At 40.6% G+C, this 16,711-nt stretch carries 15 protein-coding genes; all 15 read right to left on the reverse strand.

Going from position 1 to position 16,711, the window contains the following annotated elements; translation table 11 throughout:
• Positions 1 to 2 precede the first annotated feature (2 nt).
• The gene (locus ABJH64_RS00335) at positions 3 to 893 is read right to left on the reverse strand and encodes an NAD-dependent epimerase/dehydratase family protein (protein ID WP_348275913.1); all 891 of its coding nucleotides are present in this window, start codon (positions 891 to 893) and stop codon (positions 3 to 5) included.
• Positions 890 to 2,083 (reverse strand): glycosyltransferase family 4 protein, encoded by a 1,194-nt coding sequence (locus tag ABJH64_RS00340; protein ID WP_348275912.1) that lies wholly within the window; start codon positions 2,081 to 2,083, stop codon positions 890 to 892. The genes ABJH64_RS00335 and ABJH64_RS00340 overlap by 4 nt, the downstream gene beginning before the upstream one ends.
• Positions 2,080 to 3,402, reverse strand: a complete 1,323-nt coding sequence (locus ABJH64_RS00345) for a phenylacetate--CoA ligase family protein (RefSeq protein ID WP_348275911.1) — start codon at positions 3,400 to 3,402, stop codon at positions 2,080 to 2,082. Before ABJH64_RS00345 ends, ABJH64_RS00340 begins: the two co-directional genes overlap by 4 nt.
• The gene (locus ABJH64_RS00350) at positions 3,399 to 4,817 is read right to left on the reverse strand and encodes an O-antigen ligase family protein (protein WP_348275910.1); all 1,419 of its coding nucleotides are present in this window, start codon (positions 4,815 to 4,817) and stop codon (positions 3,399 to 3,401) included. Before ABJH64_RS00350 ends, ABJH64_RS00345 begins: the two co-directional genes overlap by 4 nt.
• Positions 4,814 to 5,911: a glycosyltransferase family 4 protein gene (locus ABJH64_RS00355; RefSeq protein ID WP_348275909.1), complete on the reverse strand. Its 1,098-nt coding sequence runs from the start codon at positions 5,909 to 5,911 to the stop codon at positions 4,814 to 4,816. Before ABJH64_RS00355 ends, ABJH64_RS00350 begins: the two co-directional genes overlap by 4 nt.
• Before the next feature lie 61 nt (positions 5,912 to 5,972).
• Entirely contained in the window at positions 5,973 to 6,683 is a 711-nt protein-coding gene (locus tag ABJH64_RS00360; protein ID WP_348275908.1) for a methyltransferase domain-containing protein, read from the reverse strand.
• Positions 6,676 to 7,809, reverse strand: coding sequence for a glycosyltransferase family 4 protein (locus tag ABJH64_RS00365; RefSeq protein WP_348275907.1), 1,134 nt, complete (start codon positions 7,807 to 7,809; stop codon positions 6,676 to 6,678). The genes ABJH64_RS00360 and ABJH64_RS00365 overlap by 8 nt, the downstream gene beginning before the upstream one ends.
• 25 nt (positions 7,810 to 7,834) lie before the next feature.
• A complete protein-coding gene (locus ABJH64_RS00370; RefSeq protein ID WP_348275906.1) occupies positions 7,835 to 8,560 on the reverse strand; it encodes an FkbM family methyltransferase in 726 nt (241 codons plus the stop codon).
• Positions 8,561 to 8,716: 156 nt separating this feature from the next.
• Entirely contained in the window at positions 8,717 to 9,760 is a 1,044-nt protein-coding gene (locus tag ABJH64_RS00375; protein ID WP_348275905.1) for a glycosyltransferase family 2 protein, read from the reverse strand.
• On the reverse strand, positions 9,760 to 10,917 hold the full coding sequence (locus ABJH64_RS00380; protein WP_348275904.1) for a glycosyltransferase family 4 protein: 1,158 nt from the start codon (positions 10,915 to 10,917) through the stop codon (positions 9,760 to 9,762). The genes ABJH64_RS00375 and ABJH64_RS00380 overlap by 1 nt, the downstream gene beginning before the upstream one ends.
• 4 nt (positions 10,918 to 10,921) lie before the next feature.
• A complete protein-coding gene (locus tag ABJH64_RS00385) occupies positions 10,922 to 11,938 on the reverse strand; it encodes a glycosyltransferase family A protein (RefSeq protein WP_348275903.1) in 1,017 nt (338 codons plus the stop codon).
• Positions 11,922 to 13,340: a hypothetical protein gene (locus ABJH64_RS00390; protein WP_348299689.1), complete on the reverse strand. Its 1,419-nt coding sequence runs from the start codon at positions 13,338 to 13,340 to the stop codon at positions 11,922 to 11,924. Before ABJH64_RS00390 ends, ABJH64_RS00385 begins: the two co-directional genes overlap by 17 nt.
• Positions 13,341 to 13,528: 188 nt before the next feature.
• On the reverse strand, positions 13,529 to 14,713 hold the full coding sequence (locus ABJH64_RS00395; protein ID WP_348275901.1) for a glycosyltransferase family 4 protein: 1,185 nt from the start codon (positions 14,711 to 14,713) through the stop codon (positions 13,529 to 13,531).
• Positions 14,710 to 15,597 carry a glycosyltransferase gene (locus ABJH64_RS00400; RefSeq protein ID WP_348275900.1) on the reverse strand — a complete coding sequence of 296 codons (888 nt, stop codon included), beginning with the start codon at positions 15,595 to 15,597 and terminating at the stop codon, positions 14,710 to 14,712. Before ABJH64_RS00400 ends, ABJH64_RS00395 begins: the two co-directional genes overlap by 4 nt.
• Positions 15,598 to 15,600: 3 nt before the next feature.
• Entirely contained in the window at positions 15,601 to 16,701 is a 1,101-nt protein-coding gene (locus tag ABJH64_RS00405) for a DegT/DnrJ/EryC1/StrS family aminotransferase (RefSeq protein WP_348299693.1), read from the reverse strand.
• Positions 16,702 to 16,711 lie beyond the last annotated feature (10 nt).

Genomic DNA, 16,711 nt, shown 5'->3' on the forward strand with positions numbered 1-16,711 from the left:
TACTAAATGGATAACCAGGTTAAGACTGATCGGGGGTTCCATCGGAGATGCTCCACGGCTTTGGTAGTATCAAAAGTCAATTCACCAGTTAACTTTTCAAGTCTATAACTATTGATCGGGAAAAATTTCACCCTATCTCCTATCCTAGCCAATATTTTCACAAGGCTTAATGGAATTACCTTAACACTTTTCCCATATTTCTTACTCAGAGCTATATCAAGCTCACTTAGCTTCGGATCTACCCTATCAGTAAGATTAAAAATCCCAGCTTCGAAAGTGGGCAAGTGAGGAATAAGATTCGCTATATCCTCTGCCAAAACCATTGATTTTCTGGATTCCCCTTTTCCAATTCTAAAATAATATCCTTTTCTGATTGCCTGCTGCATTGCTCCTAAATTACCTGGTGCATGATCACCCACGATCAGCGGTAATCGAAGAATAAAAACTTTAACTCCGTGTTGTTTGCCCCACTCATCAATTAGCTGCTCTGCCTGCAGCTTACTCACAGCATAGGGGGTCTTTCCTTCAGTAGGTGAATTCTCACTGATCCACCTTCCTGTTTCTTGCCCATATACCGCAACTGAACTGATAAAGACAAGTACGGATGGGAGATTTTTATTTTCTGCCAACCGGTCAAGAAGTCTTTTAGTCCCTTGGACATTTACATCAAAAAATTTATTGATCTCCTCCTGTGTAGTTGGCAGAAAGTGCGCTGATCCTGCTGCATGTACCACCATATCTACTTCAGGAATGGAAGGGAGGTTTTGTTGAAAATCTGCCTGAATATCATTACCTGCTGACCTTCCAATCGTTAGTACGCTTCCCCTAGCCTTTAAGCTTTCCAACAGGTATTTACCTAAAAAACCAGAAGCCCCAGTCAGGAGGTAGTTCATTTGCTAATCTCTTCTATGGCGGTGATCATCTTATTTGCCAGTTTAGTTTTGTCAAATTCCAGCTTCGAAATACGCAGTGCTTTAGTCTGCATCTCAGCCTGTAGTGCAGGGTTTGAGGCTAAGGATTCTATTAGCTCGGCCAACGCCTCAGGATCAGAAGGTGGAAGTGTAAATCCTACTTGGTGAGTTATCAAAAAATCCTTCATCCAGCCTTGAGTATTCTGAATCACCGGAACTCCTGCAGATAAGGATTCGAAAAACTTATTGGGAGAGGAAGTATCCAGGATGGGGGTTCCTTTCAAAGGTACCAGAGACACCAAGGCATTTTGAACTAATGGAACAAGCTGATTTTTAGGCATCAAAGGCCATCTTTCTAAAGTTCCCAGTCCTAATTCTTGGATCGTTTCGTCGATAATTTCTCGCTGTTGACCTTCACCTACAAGTATGATTTTCAGGTTGGATCCTCTTTTTTGCATTACCTTCGCCGCTTCTAGGAGCCAAAGGGAATTGTTGACTTCGCCTATGTTTCCAGTGTAGATTGCGTAGGTTTTGGGTTGCAGTGGGCAGCTAGCAGGTAAGGATCTAAAATTTGAGAATAAAGGGATATTTGCTGCATTGGTGACGGTGATCACGTTACTATCAGGAGATTTGGCTCGGATTTCACTTTCCATCCCTACGGATAATCCTACGATTAAATCTGCAGAACTGTAGCAAAACCGCTCAAACCATCTGGCAATTTTAATAAGATAAGAGTTCTTGATAATTCCCAATTCTATCGCGCCATCAGGCCATAGATCTCTACATTCAAAAACAAATTTTTTGTTTCTGACCCACCGGCACAACAGTCCCGGAACGCCCACCGTGATTGGACCGCTAGAAGCAATCACTACATCTGTAGCATAGGTAAGCGCATACCAGCAAGAAAAAAAAGAATAGGTTAGAAAGGAGAAAATCCGTTTCAGGAAGGATTGCCTATTATCAATACGCACGTTGATAATGATTACTTTCACGCCATCGAATTCTTGAATCTCAATAAACTTGTCACTGGAAATATCAGATTTAGAATAGACACTAGTGACCACAGTTACTTGATGCCCTTTTTTGACCCATTCACTGGCAAATTCGTGCACACGAGTTCCCCAACTTCCATTGGAGGTCGAGAAATACTGATAGAAATATAGGATTCTCATTTTGCTGCTCCCGAGTTGATATGGGAGATAAAATGTTTTAGTTTTCCGGATTTCTCCCGGTCGATTGCATTTACTTTTTGAATTGCCACCTCCAGTCCGGGTTCAAGATACTTATCAAATGCTTCCTGAATCAGGGTAGTCACAGACTTATCAATCTCACGATCCGTGACTATTGAAAAAATAAACTTGCTGGAGCTTAGCTGCTGTACTTGATACTCACTCACATGGCCAAAAGTCCCCATCAGATGCTTGGAAATATAATAGATGGTAAAGCCAGCGGCAATTTTGCCGGAGGGCAAAATCACCTGTTCATTGAGCCTACCTTTCAGATCTAGAAGTTTGTCCTGTACCTGATGCGGATCTTCTTCTATCACCCCCAAATCACCCACTTCGTACCGAATGAACGGCATGGCAGTATTAAATAAATTCGTAAAAATCAATCTACCCGGCTTACCATTTGACACCAGTAATTCGTCATCACTAATAACCTCGGTGATCACTGTCTCATTGGATAGCCTGCTCACTCCTTGCGGATCAGACATAGCCAGAAATGCTACCTCAGCAGCACCATACTCAACGTAAACCGGAACTTGAAATACTGATTCCAAAAATGCTTTGTCCTCTGGGTTGCATTGCTCACTAGTCACTATCGCGCAGGTGACAGTAGGACAGATTTCTGTTAACTTCAAGCCTTTTGACTGAAGGTAATGAGCGAATCTAATCTGTGAATTGGTGTAGCCATACAGGTATCGAAAAGGACTGGCTCGGAACTTATCTATAAACTTCTGCAAGGAGTTTTCTGAAATATCAAAAATCACAAATCGATACCGATTCATGAAGTAATCTTTGATTCGCTCCTTGTAGTAGGCAGATCTGGCAAGTGGAATGCCATAAAACCTAGCTTGATAGTCAGTAGATTTCAAACCTACCCTACTATACCTGTCCAGAATCAAAGCCCAGGTCATGCTATGGCTGAACTTATCTCTAGCAAACTTCAATGGAATACCAGAAGATCCTGAAGTACTACCGAAATGAAGGTCTTTGGACTTGAGTCCATTAGATATCAAATTAGAAGAGTTTACCTGAAGGTCGTTCTTCCGGAGAATCGGAATATCCTCCCATCGATCGGGTAATGTAGCTCCTACAAATTTTCTATAAAATGGGTTGTGCTGATGATGGAATCTCACCAGCTCCCACTTTTTGTTTTCTTGCCAAGCATAATATTCATCCTTGGAAAAGGATTGAATCCTGAGCATCTCCTGTTGAGCTTTTTCTAAAGGATAGCCTTGAAAATTCAATAAACTTTCAATAGAAATCATTTGAATAGGGGTTCTAGCCGCTTGACTTGAGGAGCCTGAGTGCCTTTTTTAGCAGGCTTTTTAGTAGTGGAGGAAAGCTGTAGATTAAGTAAGCTTAAACCTATAAACAAAGGCGTCAGGTAAGTTCTCATAGCCGCGTGAAATGTGGTGTAGAGGGCGATAATAAAGAATGCCAAGAGAATTCCTTTTTCCATAGGGGGCTTTTTAGAAAAGGTCAGCTTAATAAGAAAATACAGTAAAATCAGAAAATAAACCAACCCTAAAACGCCATGTTCGGAGAGCAATCGACTCAGTTCTACGTGCGTGAGGTAGAATTGACTTCCTTCTCTTAAATAGGACGAGGCTCCCGCACCTACGCCGAAAACAAAATTATCATACCATAGCTCCAAATCGTCTGTAAATATGGTTACCCGTCCCGTAGTGAATGAGTCCAGTGTCTTCTCTTTGGTACCAGCTAATGTTCCCTCTGTCTCTCCAAGGTATCTAAGCATCAATAATCCTCCGGACAGGTTATTAGCGACTTGAAAAGTAAACAGCATAAGTATTACTGCCATCACAAAAATCTTGGCCAATCTCGGCAAATTATACCTTCTTTTTACAGCAGAATTACTTACCAGGATGAAGAAAATAACTATCAGAATTCCTAAAATCCCGCCGATCATACCGCCTCTGGAAAAAGTGAGCAAGCCCTGAAATGCGAAAAGGAAGAACAGTAGAAAATCTAAATATCTTTTACCGGTAAGATTCCATCTATTTATGAGGAATATAAAAGACAAAAACATCCCTACTCCTAGTAAGGTAGAGATTTGATTTGAACCACCGCCTCCACTTACAGCTGAGTTTGCTCCAAGGGTAAACTCCAAGTCGGTGTAGGAGGGTGTTTTGAAAATAGTGGAAGCAAGAACCGAAACTAAGGGTAAGATACTGATTCTTAGTAATTTGATAAATTTTGACCTTTCTAACTTCCTCCCATAAAAAAAACAAACCACCAAACCTACATTCAATGGTCCTAATAGATTAAATACAATTGCACCTTTATCGACTTCCCCCGATAGATCAAAAAATACAGATGGCAAAAGCAAGAGGACCAATACAAAGCCCAGCTTATTCCTAACACCAAATTTGATTATCCCGACTAGAAGCATGAAAAACAGCAAATATTTTCCTAGTTCATACGGAATAAAAGGTGATGTCTGGGACATCCTAGCGAGAAGCTCAAAGGATATCAAGTAGCTGATAAGGACCAGAAAAGGAAAGTAGCTCTTCAATCTGAGTACTACAAAAAATGAACTTATCACGACTAGATAAAACCAGATGATAAGTGCATAAGGAGAGATAGATGATGCTGCTCCTAGTAGCACATGGAAAAGAGTCCAGAATAGGAAATTTGAAGAAAGTATAAGCTTTTTGATCATCTTATTTCCGAGATTGAAGAGTTTGAAATTTCGGAAACAATTTTGAGATATTGATCCATAAAATTTTTAACCCCATAGTTCTCTACCACATTCGATTTAAGCAGCTCGCCTAGTTTCTTTGCTTTGCTAGGGTTTTCGATAATTTCCCGCATGGCATGTGCCATTTCTACAGGAGATTTGACAGGAACCAACCAACCAAATTCACCAAACCCCATCACAGCTTCGCATTGTCCAACCCGTGTGGCTACCGTGGGAAGAGCAGCCATTCCATACTCAAGAAGGGCAACTGGAAGGCCCTCTGATTCAGAACTCAATATGCCCATGGTGGCAGATTTGAGGTAAGGAACCACATTATTTACCGGGCCTACTACCTCTACTTCCGCTGCCATGTCATGTTTCAAAATCATAGCCTTGATCTCTTCCAACCAATCCTCATCCACTACCTCACCAATCAAATAGGCTTTAAATTGAAATCCGAATGATTTCAAGTGCTTGAGCGATTCTATCAACGTAAGCTGATCCTTCTGTCTTCTAATATTAGCTACATTCACTAGGGTAATCTTAGCACTATCCTGATGTGCTCTTTCAATCTCCTGTAACTGGGGGAAATTTCGAAGAAAATAAATTCTAGCTGCTTTGGATGGTATTTTCTCAACCCAAAAATCCTTGATTTTGGTATTCACGGTAATCACTGCACTAAGGAAAGGAATGATAAAATTCATTTCTTTTCTGGGGTATTGATCTAACATTTCGCTTTGCCCGAAATGGTCATGCCAAATCAATCGGGTACCTGAAAGAAAGGGTTTTAACAAAATTGCCCAGAAAATAGAAGTTTGATGTACATGTAAAATGTCCGGTTTAACGTTTCTAAGATTTTTAAGCAAATCAAAAAATGTAAGTAAATCAAACGTGCTTTTTTTGCCAAAAGCCTTCAGATTAACAGCTGGAGACACAAAATCCACCAGTCCTCCCAAATTCCGAGTCACAAATAAATGGCTCTCCACACCATAATCTGCTAAAGAATTGGCGATGTTCACTGACATTCGTTCGGTACCTCCCAAATCCAATGAATCTACTAACTGTACTATCTTCAAAACTCTATAGGTTAAAAATTTCCCTGAATATTCACAATGATATGGGCATTAGTCAGGATCATCAGTCTTTGAATCGCTCATTTACTGCCACTACCACAATACTTCCCCCAAAAATACGAGTCATTAGCCATGGACTGATCCAAGAAACCAACCTTTTGAGGGGAGATGAAATTTTCTGGAGGAAAGTTTCATTGTTTGAAGGTGCAGCAAGTGTTTCAGTCGAATAATCAAAATCAAGAATCTGCAGACCAGAATAGGTGATTAGATTAAGTGCAGAATTGATGTTGAAAAAAGTGAGGTGTCCCGGAGATTGAATTTTTCTTCTCTGCATATTCCTGAAATTGACCGCTAAACAATCATCTAGTGGAATATGGAATACAACTACTTTAGCTTTTTCAGCAATTCTCGCAATAAATTCAACGGGGTTTGTGACATGTTCGATCACATCCGTCAAAGTCACAAGATCTGTAGGTTGACCTATTTCAGAAAACTCACCTACCTTAAATTCTATCCCTTGCTCCTGAAGCTGAGATAAGTGTGGAGACACATCAAATCCCTCCACTCGTTCCAAGTTAAAACCCTGATGTTCCAAGGCATTTTTCATTGCTTTGGTGACCCCTCCGGATCCACAGCCGATGTCTGCATAAGAACGAATTGGATAATTTTTCAACCTTACTACTGGAATCAAAATTCGGGATATAGCACGAACTTTATAAATGCAATCTTCCTGATGTCTCGTGATATCAGAAAAGTAAGTGCCATCTCTATACATAAACTAATTTTTTAATCTCCTTCTCAAAAAGCTCCAACGTAAATTTATTCGACCATTTCATCGCTTCTTGAGACTTTTGCTCAAACAATTTTGGGTCTTGCAAATAGGTGTTAATTACCCCTACTACCTCAGTAGGATCCTTCCCTATCAAGTCTCCACGTTCGCCATGATTGAGCATTTCGGCAACACACGATACAGGGGTAGTAATCGGTACACAACCGAAAAACATCGCCTCAGCAACAACCTTTGGCCAGCCTTCACTCTCCGATAGAAATACCAAAAAATCAGCCTGCTTATAGAATTCCTTCAGTTCAGCAGCCGCGACATTTCCCCTGAGCGTTACATTACCTTCCAACTTATGGCGCTGGATATAGTCAAGCAAAATACCGTACTGGTCCCCATCTCCACAAAAATCCAGGTGAGCACTAATATTTTTCGCTAGCAGGTGATGAAGTGATTTCAGCGCTAGTAGCGGATTTTTATCCTTTATCAAACTTCCTACAAATAACAGTTTCAACGGTTCTGTAGGACTGTTTAATTTCTTTTCAATAGGCACTATATCCTTTTTGAAATAGGATGCAGTAAAGAATGCAAGGATATGATCTGCTGAATCTGGCCAATGCCCATAGACAAGAACCCTGGTGTTTTTAAATACAGCTGGGTTATTGAGCATTTTTCGCTGAAGACGGTAAGTAAAAGGCTGACTACTCTGAGGATCCCAATTTCCAGCATATTTAACAGTCTTAGTTGTCTTTGGGAAAAACCGTTGAACCCAACATCCCAGTAAACCCATGTTTCCCGGGCATCTTAAATGAATATGGTCTGAAGCTCGCATAGCCATCCACATCTTAAAAATTATTCCTGGCAAACTCACAAAACTCTTGATGCTTTTTCCCAATCCAGTGAAATCCAATAAAGGAACGGCTATCACCTTCAAGTTGGGGTGCTCATAAGGAATTTCTATGGGCGAAATGTTGGAATTCTTTTCCACGGGTGCCAATAACACCACCAGATCAAAGTTCGCTATCCAAAGATTCATCTCTTTGACATACGGCGCGTATCCGTACACCTTTCCCTCAGTGGATTTGTGATAAACGTGCGATACGATAAGAAAGCTAGAATTCATTAAGAGTAGTAGAAAAAGAGCTGGATTAGCTTACTTTTTTAGTATGAAAAAAATAAGTATTCACGGTATTGGCAAAATAGACATAGCCAAGGCCATTTAAGTAGGTATAAATCTCTGATTCCAAGAAGACTTGAATAGACTGTCCGAAGAACTCTATTATCACCACTTCTGGACGAAAACGAGCCCAATCATTAGACTTAAGAACCTCAAGATCAAATCCCTCGACATCAATTGATAGGAAGTCAATTGGCATGTCTTTCGGCAGATAGGTGCTAAATACATATTCCAAACTCTGAATATCAACGAAAACTTCTCCTATTTTCTCAACGTTCTCCACAGCCTCTGAGCTGAAGGAATTATACACAGGATTGGCGTACATCTTATAGACTAACTGTCCACCTGGCTGGTCTGCTATCCCCAGCTCAAGATTAATATCGTCTGGCCTTACTTGATCGAAAATCTTCTTGGAGCCAGGTCGAGGATCTATATTGATACCTCGCCAACCCCTCTGGTAAAAAAGATAGGTGTTGGAATACTGTTTAGGGTGAAAAGAACCAACATCACAAAAAAAGCCTTCTGGCTTATTTTTGAAATAGCGATTGAGAAGTAAATCTTCTCCCTCTTGTGAATAGGAGCGATTTAGCTTCTCGAAATAAAAATACCTATTTACTAAAATATTGATAAGCTTAGTAGGTAAAAATGAATATAACGTGTCAATGATTTTTAATTTCGAATTAGTGGAGGAAAACATTACGAAGGGTTTAAAATTCTAATGCTTAAATGAGATCACCTATTTCAGTTTTTTTTTGCAACTAGGTATGCATTTAAACTATAGGGCATATTAAGCTTAAGAATAGAGGTAGCTTCGTTCACTGGTGTACAGCACAGGTGAACAAAGATGTTTTGATTAAGGACAAGCTTGTGGCTTGTCATATAATTTATAGAATCTCCCCATAAAACGGTTAATGATAGAAGCATTTCTCCTAAACTTCACCGGGGACATCACTTCATTCCGATACGCTTTAAAAAGTTCATATTCCAAAGCCAAAGCAGGGTCATTCGAATTATTCGTGCGCTTTTTAAAAGACCGTAATTGCTTTGATGTATAGATCATCAGTCTTAAAATTTCCCTTTCCAGTTCTATAAAAGTTAATTCACGACCTTTTTTGTAGATATTCTTATACAAGATAAAATAGGGCTTGGTGCTGCCAAAACCTTGATAGTAAGAGGTAGCCACTGTCCATTTCATTCTTTTTTCTGGCATGAAATGCTTCAATAGTAAGCGGTCATCATAGTAGAACCTATATCCCAAATACTTCGTGAGTAGAGAAAGTTCTGAGTCCTCTCCTACCGCTTTTCCGATATTTTTACCGATCACGAAGGAGTAATCAATCGCTCTCAATTTATCCCAAACTTCCATGTTCAGGATCATTCCTGCACCCCAGACAAAGTCAGTGAATTGATCAAAAAAGCCTGCTTCTTTAGCTTGCTCTCCTACCACATACGCATCCTTCACCAGGTCAAACCAGTCTGGCACATCCGCTTCGAACACTGCCTCTACTTTTCCCCCGATAATTCCTAGATTCTTATGTTCATCAATGAGGTGCTTGGCAACCATCAAATAGTTTGAATCAAGCCAATTATCATCATCACAGGTGAGGGTATGCGAATAGGAAACTTGATTAAATGCCTTTTCAAGAGCATATGGTTTTCCAGGTTTAGCTTCAGTTAGGATCTTTATCTCAATCTGGGAATCCTTGCTTTCGAAGTAATCACGTATATAAGCCGCGGTGCCGTCCGTAGATCTATTATCAACCACCACTAATTCTACTTGAGTGTTCGCGGGTATAGTAAGACGCTGGATATGTTCAAAAGTCCGCTGCAAACGCTCTTTCCCATTGTAGGTACAGATAACAATCGAAAAACCTGGAATTCTAGCTTTCGGGCTCATTACTGGTGTGCAGGGGATTTTTTAAGGCTCTGGTAAAATTTAATATTTTGCTCTACCAAAACTTTTATATCAAAGCGTTTCAATACATCTTCTCGGGCCTTTTGGCCAAACTTCCTGGACTCTTCAGGGTTGGCAAGCATCTGAATCGCCTTCTGGGCAATATCTTCTGGCGAGTAAGGGTCGCACAGTCTCCCGGTAACTCCGTCGGTGACTACCTCAGGCCCTGGCCCTACATTACTAGCAAGAAAAGATTTGCCCATGCTCAAGACCTCTATCCAAGCGAGAGGCATTGCTTCCATATGCGAGGGATAAATGCAAAGTTCTGCCTCCTCTATATATGCTGGAAGCTTTTGATTATCTACAGGGCCCAGAAAAGTGATGTATGGACTTAATTCATCTGGGACAAAATTACTTTTCAGGTAATCGATATAGGACGATCCATCAGGAAAGAACCAATCTCTTCCTGCTACAAGTAAATGAGCATCAGGAAATTCCTTTCGGATAAGTGGCAATGCCTGAATCAATTGTCTAATTCCTTTCTTCTCACAAACAGTACCTGCAAAAAACAACCTTCCCGGAATTATCTTTTCCGGATCGGCTTCATAGAAATTAGCAAGATTAGCTGGATTATAGAGTACCGGCCCCTTCTTCTTAGCAAAATCAAGGTAAGTAAGTGTGTGATTTACTACATAATTACTCACTCCGATCACCACATCCGCTTGGGCAAAAGAACGTTTTTCCTGAAAGCCTTTCCATGGATCTATTCCTCGATTCTCTGACTCTGAAAAAAAATGATGTCCTCCATTCATTCTTATGATATAAGAGATTGAAGGAATTTTCTTAATAAATGCAAGTCCAAGCTCCGTTGCTTCCACTACATCTATGGGTTGCTTACGGTTGATTTTGTTAATCTGTTGATTGATAGATCTAAAAGTCAGGTACCAAGTGATAGGTTTCATTCGCTTAGGCTTCAGTCTGTAAACTTTCACCCCCATATCCTCCTCTTCCTCGTGCTTGTCGCTATAGTTGAGCCCAACGATAGATACCTGAAACTTATTCTTTACCAGATTACGAGCCAGCGTTTGGATGAAAGTACCAACCCCTCCATGGTGAAAACCTATTTTGGGATACTCACTGGTGATAAAACAAATGTGCATGCTATTAATAATTGGTACTGGAATTTTTATCCAATCCCTTGTAGGTAAGAAACTTCCTTAGAAAAAATGGTCTGCGCAAAATTTTCGAAAAAAGTGAATTCGCAATACCTATTGAAAAACTGCTGGAGTATTGCAAGGGATCAAACTGGACAGCAGGAATAGGTCCATTCTGAGGGTCTTGACTTTCCAAAATATCCCTCATCCAAGGTTCTACCTTGTTGCCCATATGGCGTGTGTAACTTTTGGTAGTGGCCAATCTCCAGCATCCCTTCTTAGAAGCCAACTCGTCTAGCTTCCCCTCGGTGTCTCCACCCATTTTGAAAGCAGTGTATTTCACCGGGAAATCATCAAATATTTCTTTGCGATAAGAAACTACAAAGTGCCCTGCACCGAGAACTCCAGATTTATTTCCCATCGTAAGCGTTAGATTTTTCTTCAGATGCACTTCTGAGAAAAGGTCAGGATTCCCTATGCTTTCAGCAAATTCCTTAAATCCAGCGCCTTCTTCTACTTCAGTAAAGCGCAATTTCTTCGAAAAAATAAACTCCTTAATAATATTCCAGGTATGGAATTTATACAATTTGGAGTTGGGCGAGGTACTTAATGCGGCAAGTTTTGGGAAAGCCTGAAACATGGAATACGACTCTTGCTGCCAGCCTGAGAGGAAAAGTACATCAGAGTCTGTGACTGTAATGATCTGAAAGTCATGACCATTTATCCCTTTCAAGATGGAGTTGATTTTTCCAATGTTTGTGGTGTGGATGACTTCATGAATCTTGCCTTCTGCGAGCAATTGGTTGAGGTAATCTTTCACAAAATCACCGCTTCCATTATTTATACAAGTAAAGTAGGTCTTATCGTGGGAGGTTTGAAATAGGGATTCCAGACAAATCTTCAGAACCTCAAAACTCTCACTGTAATACCCTTCCAAACTAGGAATGTAAATAGGCACAATAACCTGATGCCAGTACGTCTCAGGTAGAATCGGAAGGTCCTTATTGGGATTATAGTGAATTCTCATCTGGAGTTGATTTTTGAGGCAAAACCACTTTTTCACAAAGCTCGAGCAGTTTATCAGATGCGGATGGGCTTGGGTCATTGACCCTATTTAACCAGGCCAACCTATCTTTTGCTACAGTTTCTGGCTGTTCGATGACTTGAAGGATCTTCTCTGCCAGTTCCTCTTTTCCTTTCACGAACACCACGGCGTCCAACCCATCCATACTTCTAAAGTGCTGGAATTGATAGATTATCTGAGTGGACCAGTTCGGATCTAATTTAGTATCGTAATGAAGGTAGATGCCAGGTTTATTGAAATAAGCAAAGTCCAATGCCATGGTTGAGCCTATATTGACCACAGTTTCGCAATGAAAGCAGAGGTTTTTCAAAAGCTGAATATCTTCTATAAGCGGGAAAAAACTCATCCATGTTTCGCCCTTATTCCATAGCGGCGGGATGTGTGTAATAGTATCGTAGGTCTCAATATAGGCTGCGTATCGCTCGGGGCCTTCTACGGGAACCTGTCTGAACAAAATCTGAATATCTGTATAGGGTGCAAGAGCTTCTGCCAAGTCTCGTAAATACTCAGGATCATGTGGTGAGGTGACTTCATCATCACCGGAAAACAAGATCCATTTTTTTTGAGCATCTAGCCCATAGGATTCAGCAAACTGATTTCTAGAGATAATTAGCTCTTCATTTTTATAAAAATCAAACTGAGGTGTTCCTGTGACGGCTAATTGTTGCGGTAAAATCTCCGGGTAAAACTCCAAGAATTCCTTCTTCATGTAGTCAGACCAAACCGCATAAAAATCTGTCCTTATCGGCAATCTGGCTTTCGGAATATTATCCCATGAATAAATCGCAGAAATTGTCGGAATTTTTCGAGCTTTTGCTGCTAGGCAAAGTGGGGCTAGAGAAGGTACTCGCTGATGAGTAATGAAAATCAGATCCGGACGCTGCGTTTTAAGGAGTTCGTGATAATATCCTATCGCTTTGCTCTTATTCCAGTATCGGTTTATTTCCGATTCAAAAAATAAAATGCTCTCATAGCTTTTAAGCGATTTGCCTATAAACGCTGTGATCTTTCCAAAAAACACTCCTTTGGCACCTTTCTTACCTACTTTCGAATTTGAAAGTAACGTAGGATTGCTCACTCGGGCTGCACTCAATCTTAATCTTGCAAAACTGGTCGCTTCACGAAGCAGGTATTGTGCTTTTGACTCCGGAAAAGATTGAAATGGAATCTGGTCAAATTCCACATTAAACTTTCCCTTGACCAACTCGATCAGCGAACTGTCCAGATTATGTAAAAGTGTCAACTCAAAACCAGCAGCCTTCAGTTTCGAAATCAAATCAGAGTATAAATAATTCCGAATTCCTACTCCGTCTGGAATCACCAGGAGGATTTTTTTATTTTCCAATCTACTTTTGGTTACAAAAATTAGTTAAAGGGGAAATCAATTTTTCAAAATATGATTATCCGCAATAATGCCAGTCACCTTATATTCCTTGCTTATCTGGTTGGAAGACCGAAGCGGCCTCAATCTTAAGTTTAACATTTGCTACATTGCTTATTCTACCTTACTGGTAGAAAAGCGGATAATCATAATCAAAAACTGCTGAAGGCTAAAGACACTTTCTTCATAGCATTCACGAAGATTTTTTTGCCCTGCTTCTCCTCGAATTCTGCTAAATATTTTGTTCGGGAGTTCATACCCTGAGAAGAAATTTCCTCCGGATGGTCCAAGTAAAACCGCATGGCTGTGGCTAGTTCTCCTGGATCCTTCATTGAATCGAGTATAACTCCATTATAGTCCGGGGAAATTCTGTTTCTAACATCTCCTACATTGGTCGAGATGACCGGCCGGGAAGCAGCCATAGCCTCCAGCAGGGTAATCGGACCTCCCTCGAAAAGCGATGGGATTAGGAGAATGTCTATTTTTCTATACACCTCAACGCGTTCATCGAATCCAAAACCCCCAAGAAATTCCACTTGCTTGCTTATTCCGAGCGAATTCACCAACTCCCTCAAGCGAGGCAACTCAGGGCCATCCCCGAATAGTCTAAGTGTGGGTTCTAAGCCTTCTCCTTTTAAAACTACAAGGGCGGAAAAAATCAAATCTAAATTCTTGCCGTAATCTAGTCGCGTGATCGCTCCAAATACCTGCTGACGGCCATCTGGTATAGGAATGGACAGAAATTCATTTTGGGAGTGGTAGATCCATTGTTTGATTTCCAGAAAAGTTGAATCAGGGAAATTTGCTTGTAGGTATTCTTTTTTCTCAATAGCAGAGATAAAGTGGATTCCGTACTGATTGAGTTTTTGAAAAAAAGGCAGATACTTAGTGTTGAATTTCGAGATTTCGTGGTAAACAAAAACTTTTTGTTTCTTCTCGGTGAGTTCATGAATGTAGCCTAGAAAGTTTCCGGGTCTAACACTCGCAAAGCAAACATCCGATTTCTGTATTTGCTCTGATAAAAAAGAGGATAGTAAGTCAGGGAAATTCAAAAAGACATTCATCAAGCTCTCTTTGAGCTTACCTTTAAACTTGATGAAAATTTTGATAAATCTGAGATGAAAAAAAAGTTGAAGGGTTTGCCCTAAAGATGGGCGGGCAATTTGAAAATTAAGTGAAGGAAAATAGTGGGGATTCGAAGCAAGATTGATGACTAACACTTCGAATTGATCCTGCTCTTGTAATGCTGAAATAAATCCAAGATTCTCTAATTCCATTCCTCCTGGACTATTCAACTCGGGAAGGATAAAAAGTACACGATGCTTTCTAACGGTCAATTCCTAAATGACGACTTTAATCTTTTCACTAAGACTCTGTTCAAAAGCCGATGGACCGAATAAATCATTTGATAAAAAAGTCCGGAATCTTTTTTGAAAAGCAAAAACTGATAAGCAATAAACCTATCCCATTCTCCTTTTTGACCCAAAAAACGGGAGTATAAATACAAGCGATTTCTCTGTCGTGTGTCCACTGAAGTAGCTCTAAGCAGGGAAGTTTGTAGAACTCTATACTGTACACCGGTGTAGTAGATTCCTTTGAAACTATACAGTTGAGATAGCCGAAGGAAAATATCGAGATCCTCCATCATGGAATGTTCGTCATAGCCACCTAGTTCTCTGACTTTTTCCAAATCGACTAAGACGGTGGGTGCGACGATAAAATAATCCTGTAAGAGTATGGGGAATATAGATCCGGAAGGTAGCTGAGATTCAACCTGCCAAGCTCGCTCCTCAAAAAATGTAGGTTCAGGTAGATGAAATCCTTTATCGTCAATTTTAACTGCATCGCAGTAAACCATAGCCAGCTTCTCATCAGAATGTAAGAATACCTCGACTTGATTTTTGATTTTCTCAGGTTCTAGGTTATCATCACAGCTGAGAATTTGGTAGTACTTTCCCTTAGCCAGCTGTAAGCCAACATTGGCATTTTGGGTGATGGATCGGCGATCCTGATGGAAGACAGTCTGGATCGGTAAGCTCTTGTCTTTTACCCAATCCTGTATCCGTGCGGCACTGCTGTCTGAAGAAGCCGAATCAATGATAATCAATTCGATATTAGGATAGGTTTGGTTGAGTACACTATCCAGCGTATCCTTCAAAAACTGCTCGTGGTTGTAAGCAATCGCAATAATACTAACTAATGGTAGCTCTTTCTCTACCATTAGTTAGTAGTGGTTCAGTGCCTCTACCACTTCCTGTACTTCCTGATCAGTCATCACAGGGCTGATTGGAATACTTAGGTTGTGTTGATGCATGTGTTCGGTGATAGGAAGTGAAAGGTGCCTATATTCCTTATAGGCATTTTGGTGATGAAAGGGTACTGGATAATGGATCAAAAATTGAATCCCTTTCGTCTCAAGGTAAGACATCAGCGCTTCCCGATCTTGGGTCTGAATTACATAGAGGTGAAAAACATGATCTTCTAGGCTAGAGTCCCAACTTGGCAAAGTAATCTTAGGGTTGGAAATGGATTTGCTGTACTGCTTGGCTATTTCTACCCGTCTGTTGTTTTCTGAATTCAGGTAGTTCAGCTTCACATTCAGGATAGCTGCCTGCAACTCGTCCAACCTAGAATTCATTCCTTTGTATAGGTTATAATATTTCTTCTCACTACCATAGTTAGCAAGAATGCTGATAGTCTTAGCAAGCTCTTCATCTGAGGTCGTTACAGCTCCAGCGTCGCCTAGAGCGCCTAGATTCTTTCCTGGGTAAAATGAAAAACCAGCAGCATCACCTAAGTTGCCGGCTAACTTACCTTGAGGGTTTTTAGCACCGTGAGCTTGGGCGCAATCCTCTATGAGTAAAAGATTATTTGAAGCAGCTAGATGCGCCAACTCTTCCATAGGATTTAACTTTCCATAGAGATGTACCGCTAAAATAGCCTTGGTTTGTGGCGAGATTGCCTTCTTCACTTGCTCCAAAGAAAGATTGAAGGTAGAAGGATCGGGTTCTACGAAAACGGGCTTGAGTCCACTTTCTGAAATGGCTAGAATTGAGGCGATGTAGGTGTTTGCCTGCACTAGTACTTCATCTCCTGGCTTCAACCTGCCCATTAGCAAATACGCTTTGAATATTAGGATAAGCGCATCCAGTCCATTTGCCACTCCGACGCAATGCTGAGTACCACAATAGGACGCAAATCTTTCTTCAAATAGTTTGACCTGCTGACCTCTGATAAACCAGCCTCTCTCCAGCACGTCTTTCATTGCCTTCTCCAACTCCACCTGATGGACTAGATTGATTTTCTTTAAATCCAAAAATGTCACCATGTTCCTA

This window comes from Algoriphagus sp., from assembly GCF_039969895.1.
Taxonomy (GTDB): domain Bacteria; phylum Bacteroidota; class Bacteroidia; order Cytophagales; family Cyclobacteriaceae; genus Algoriphagus.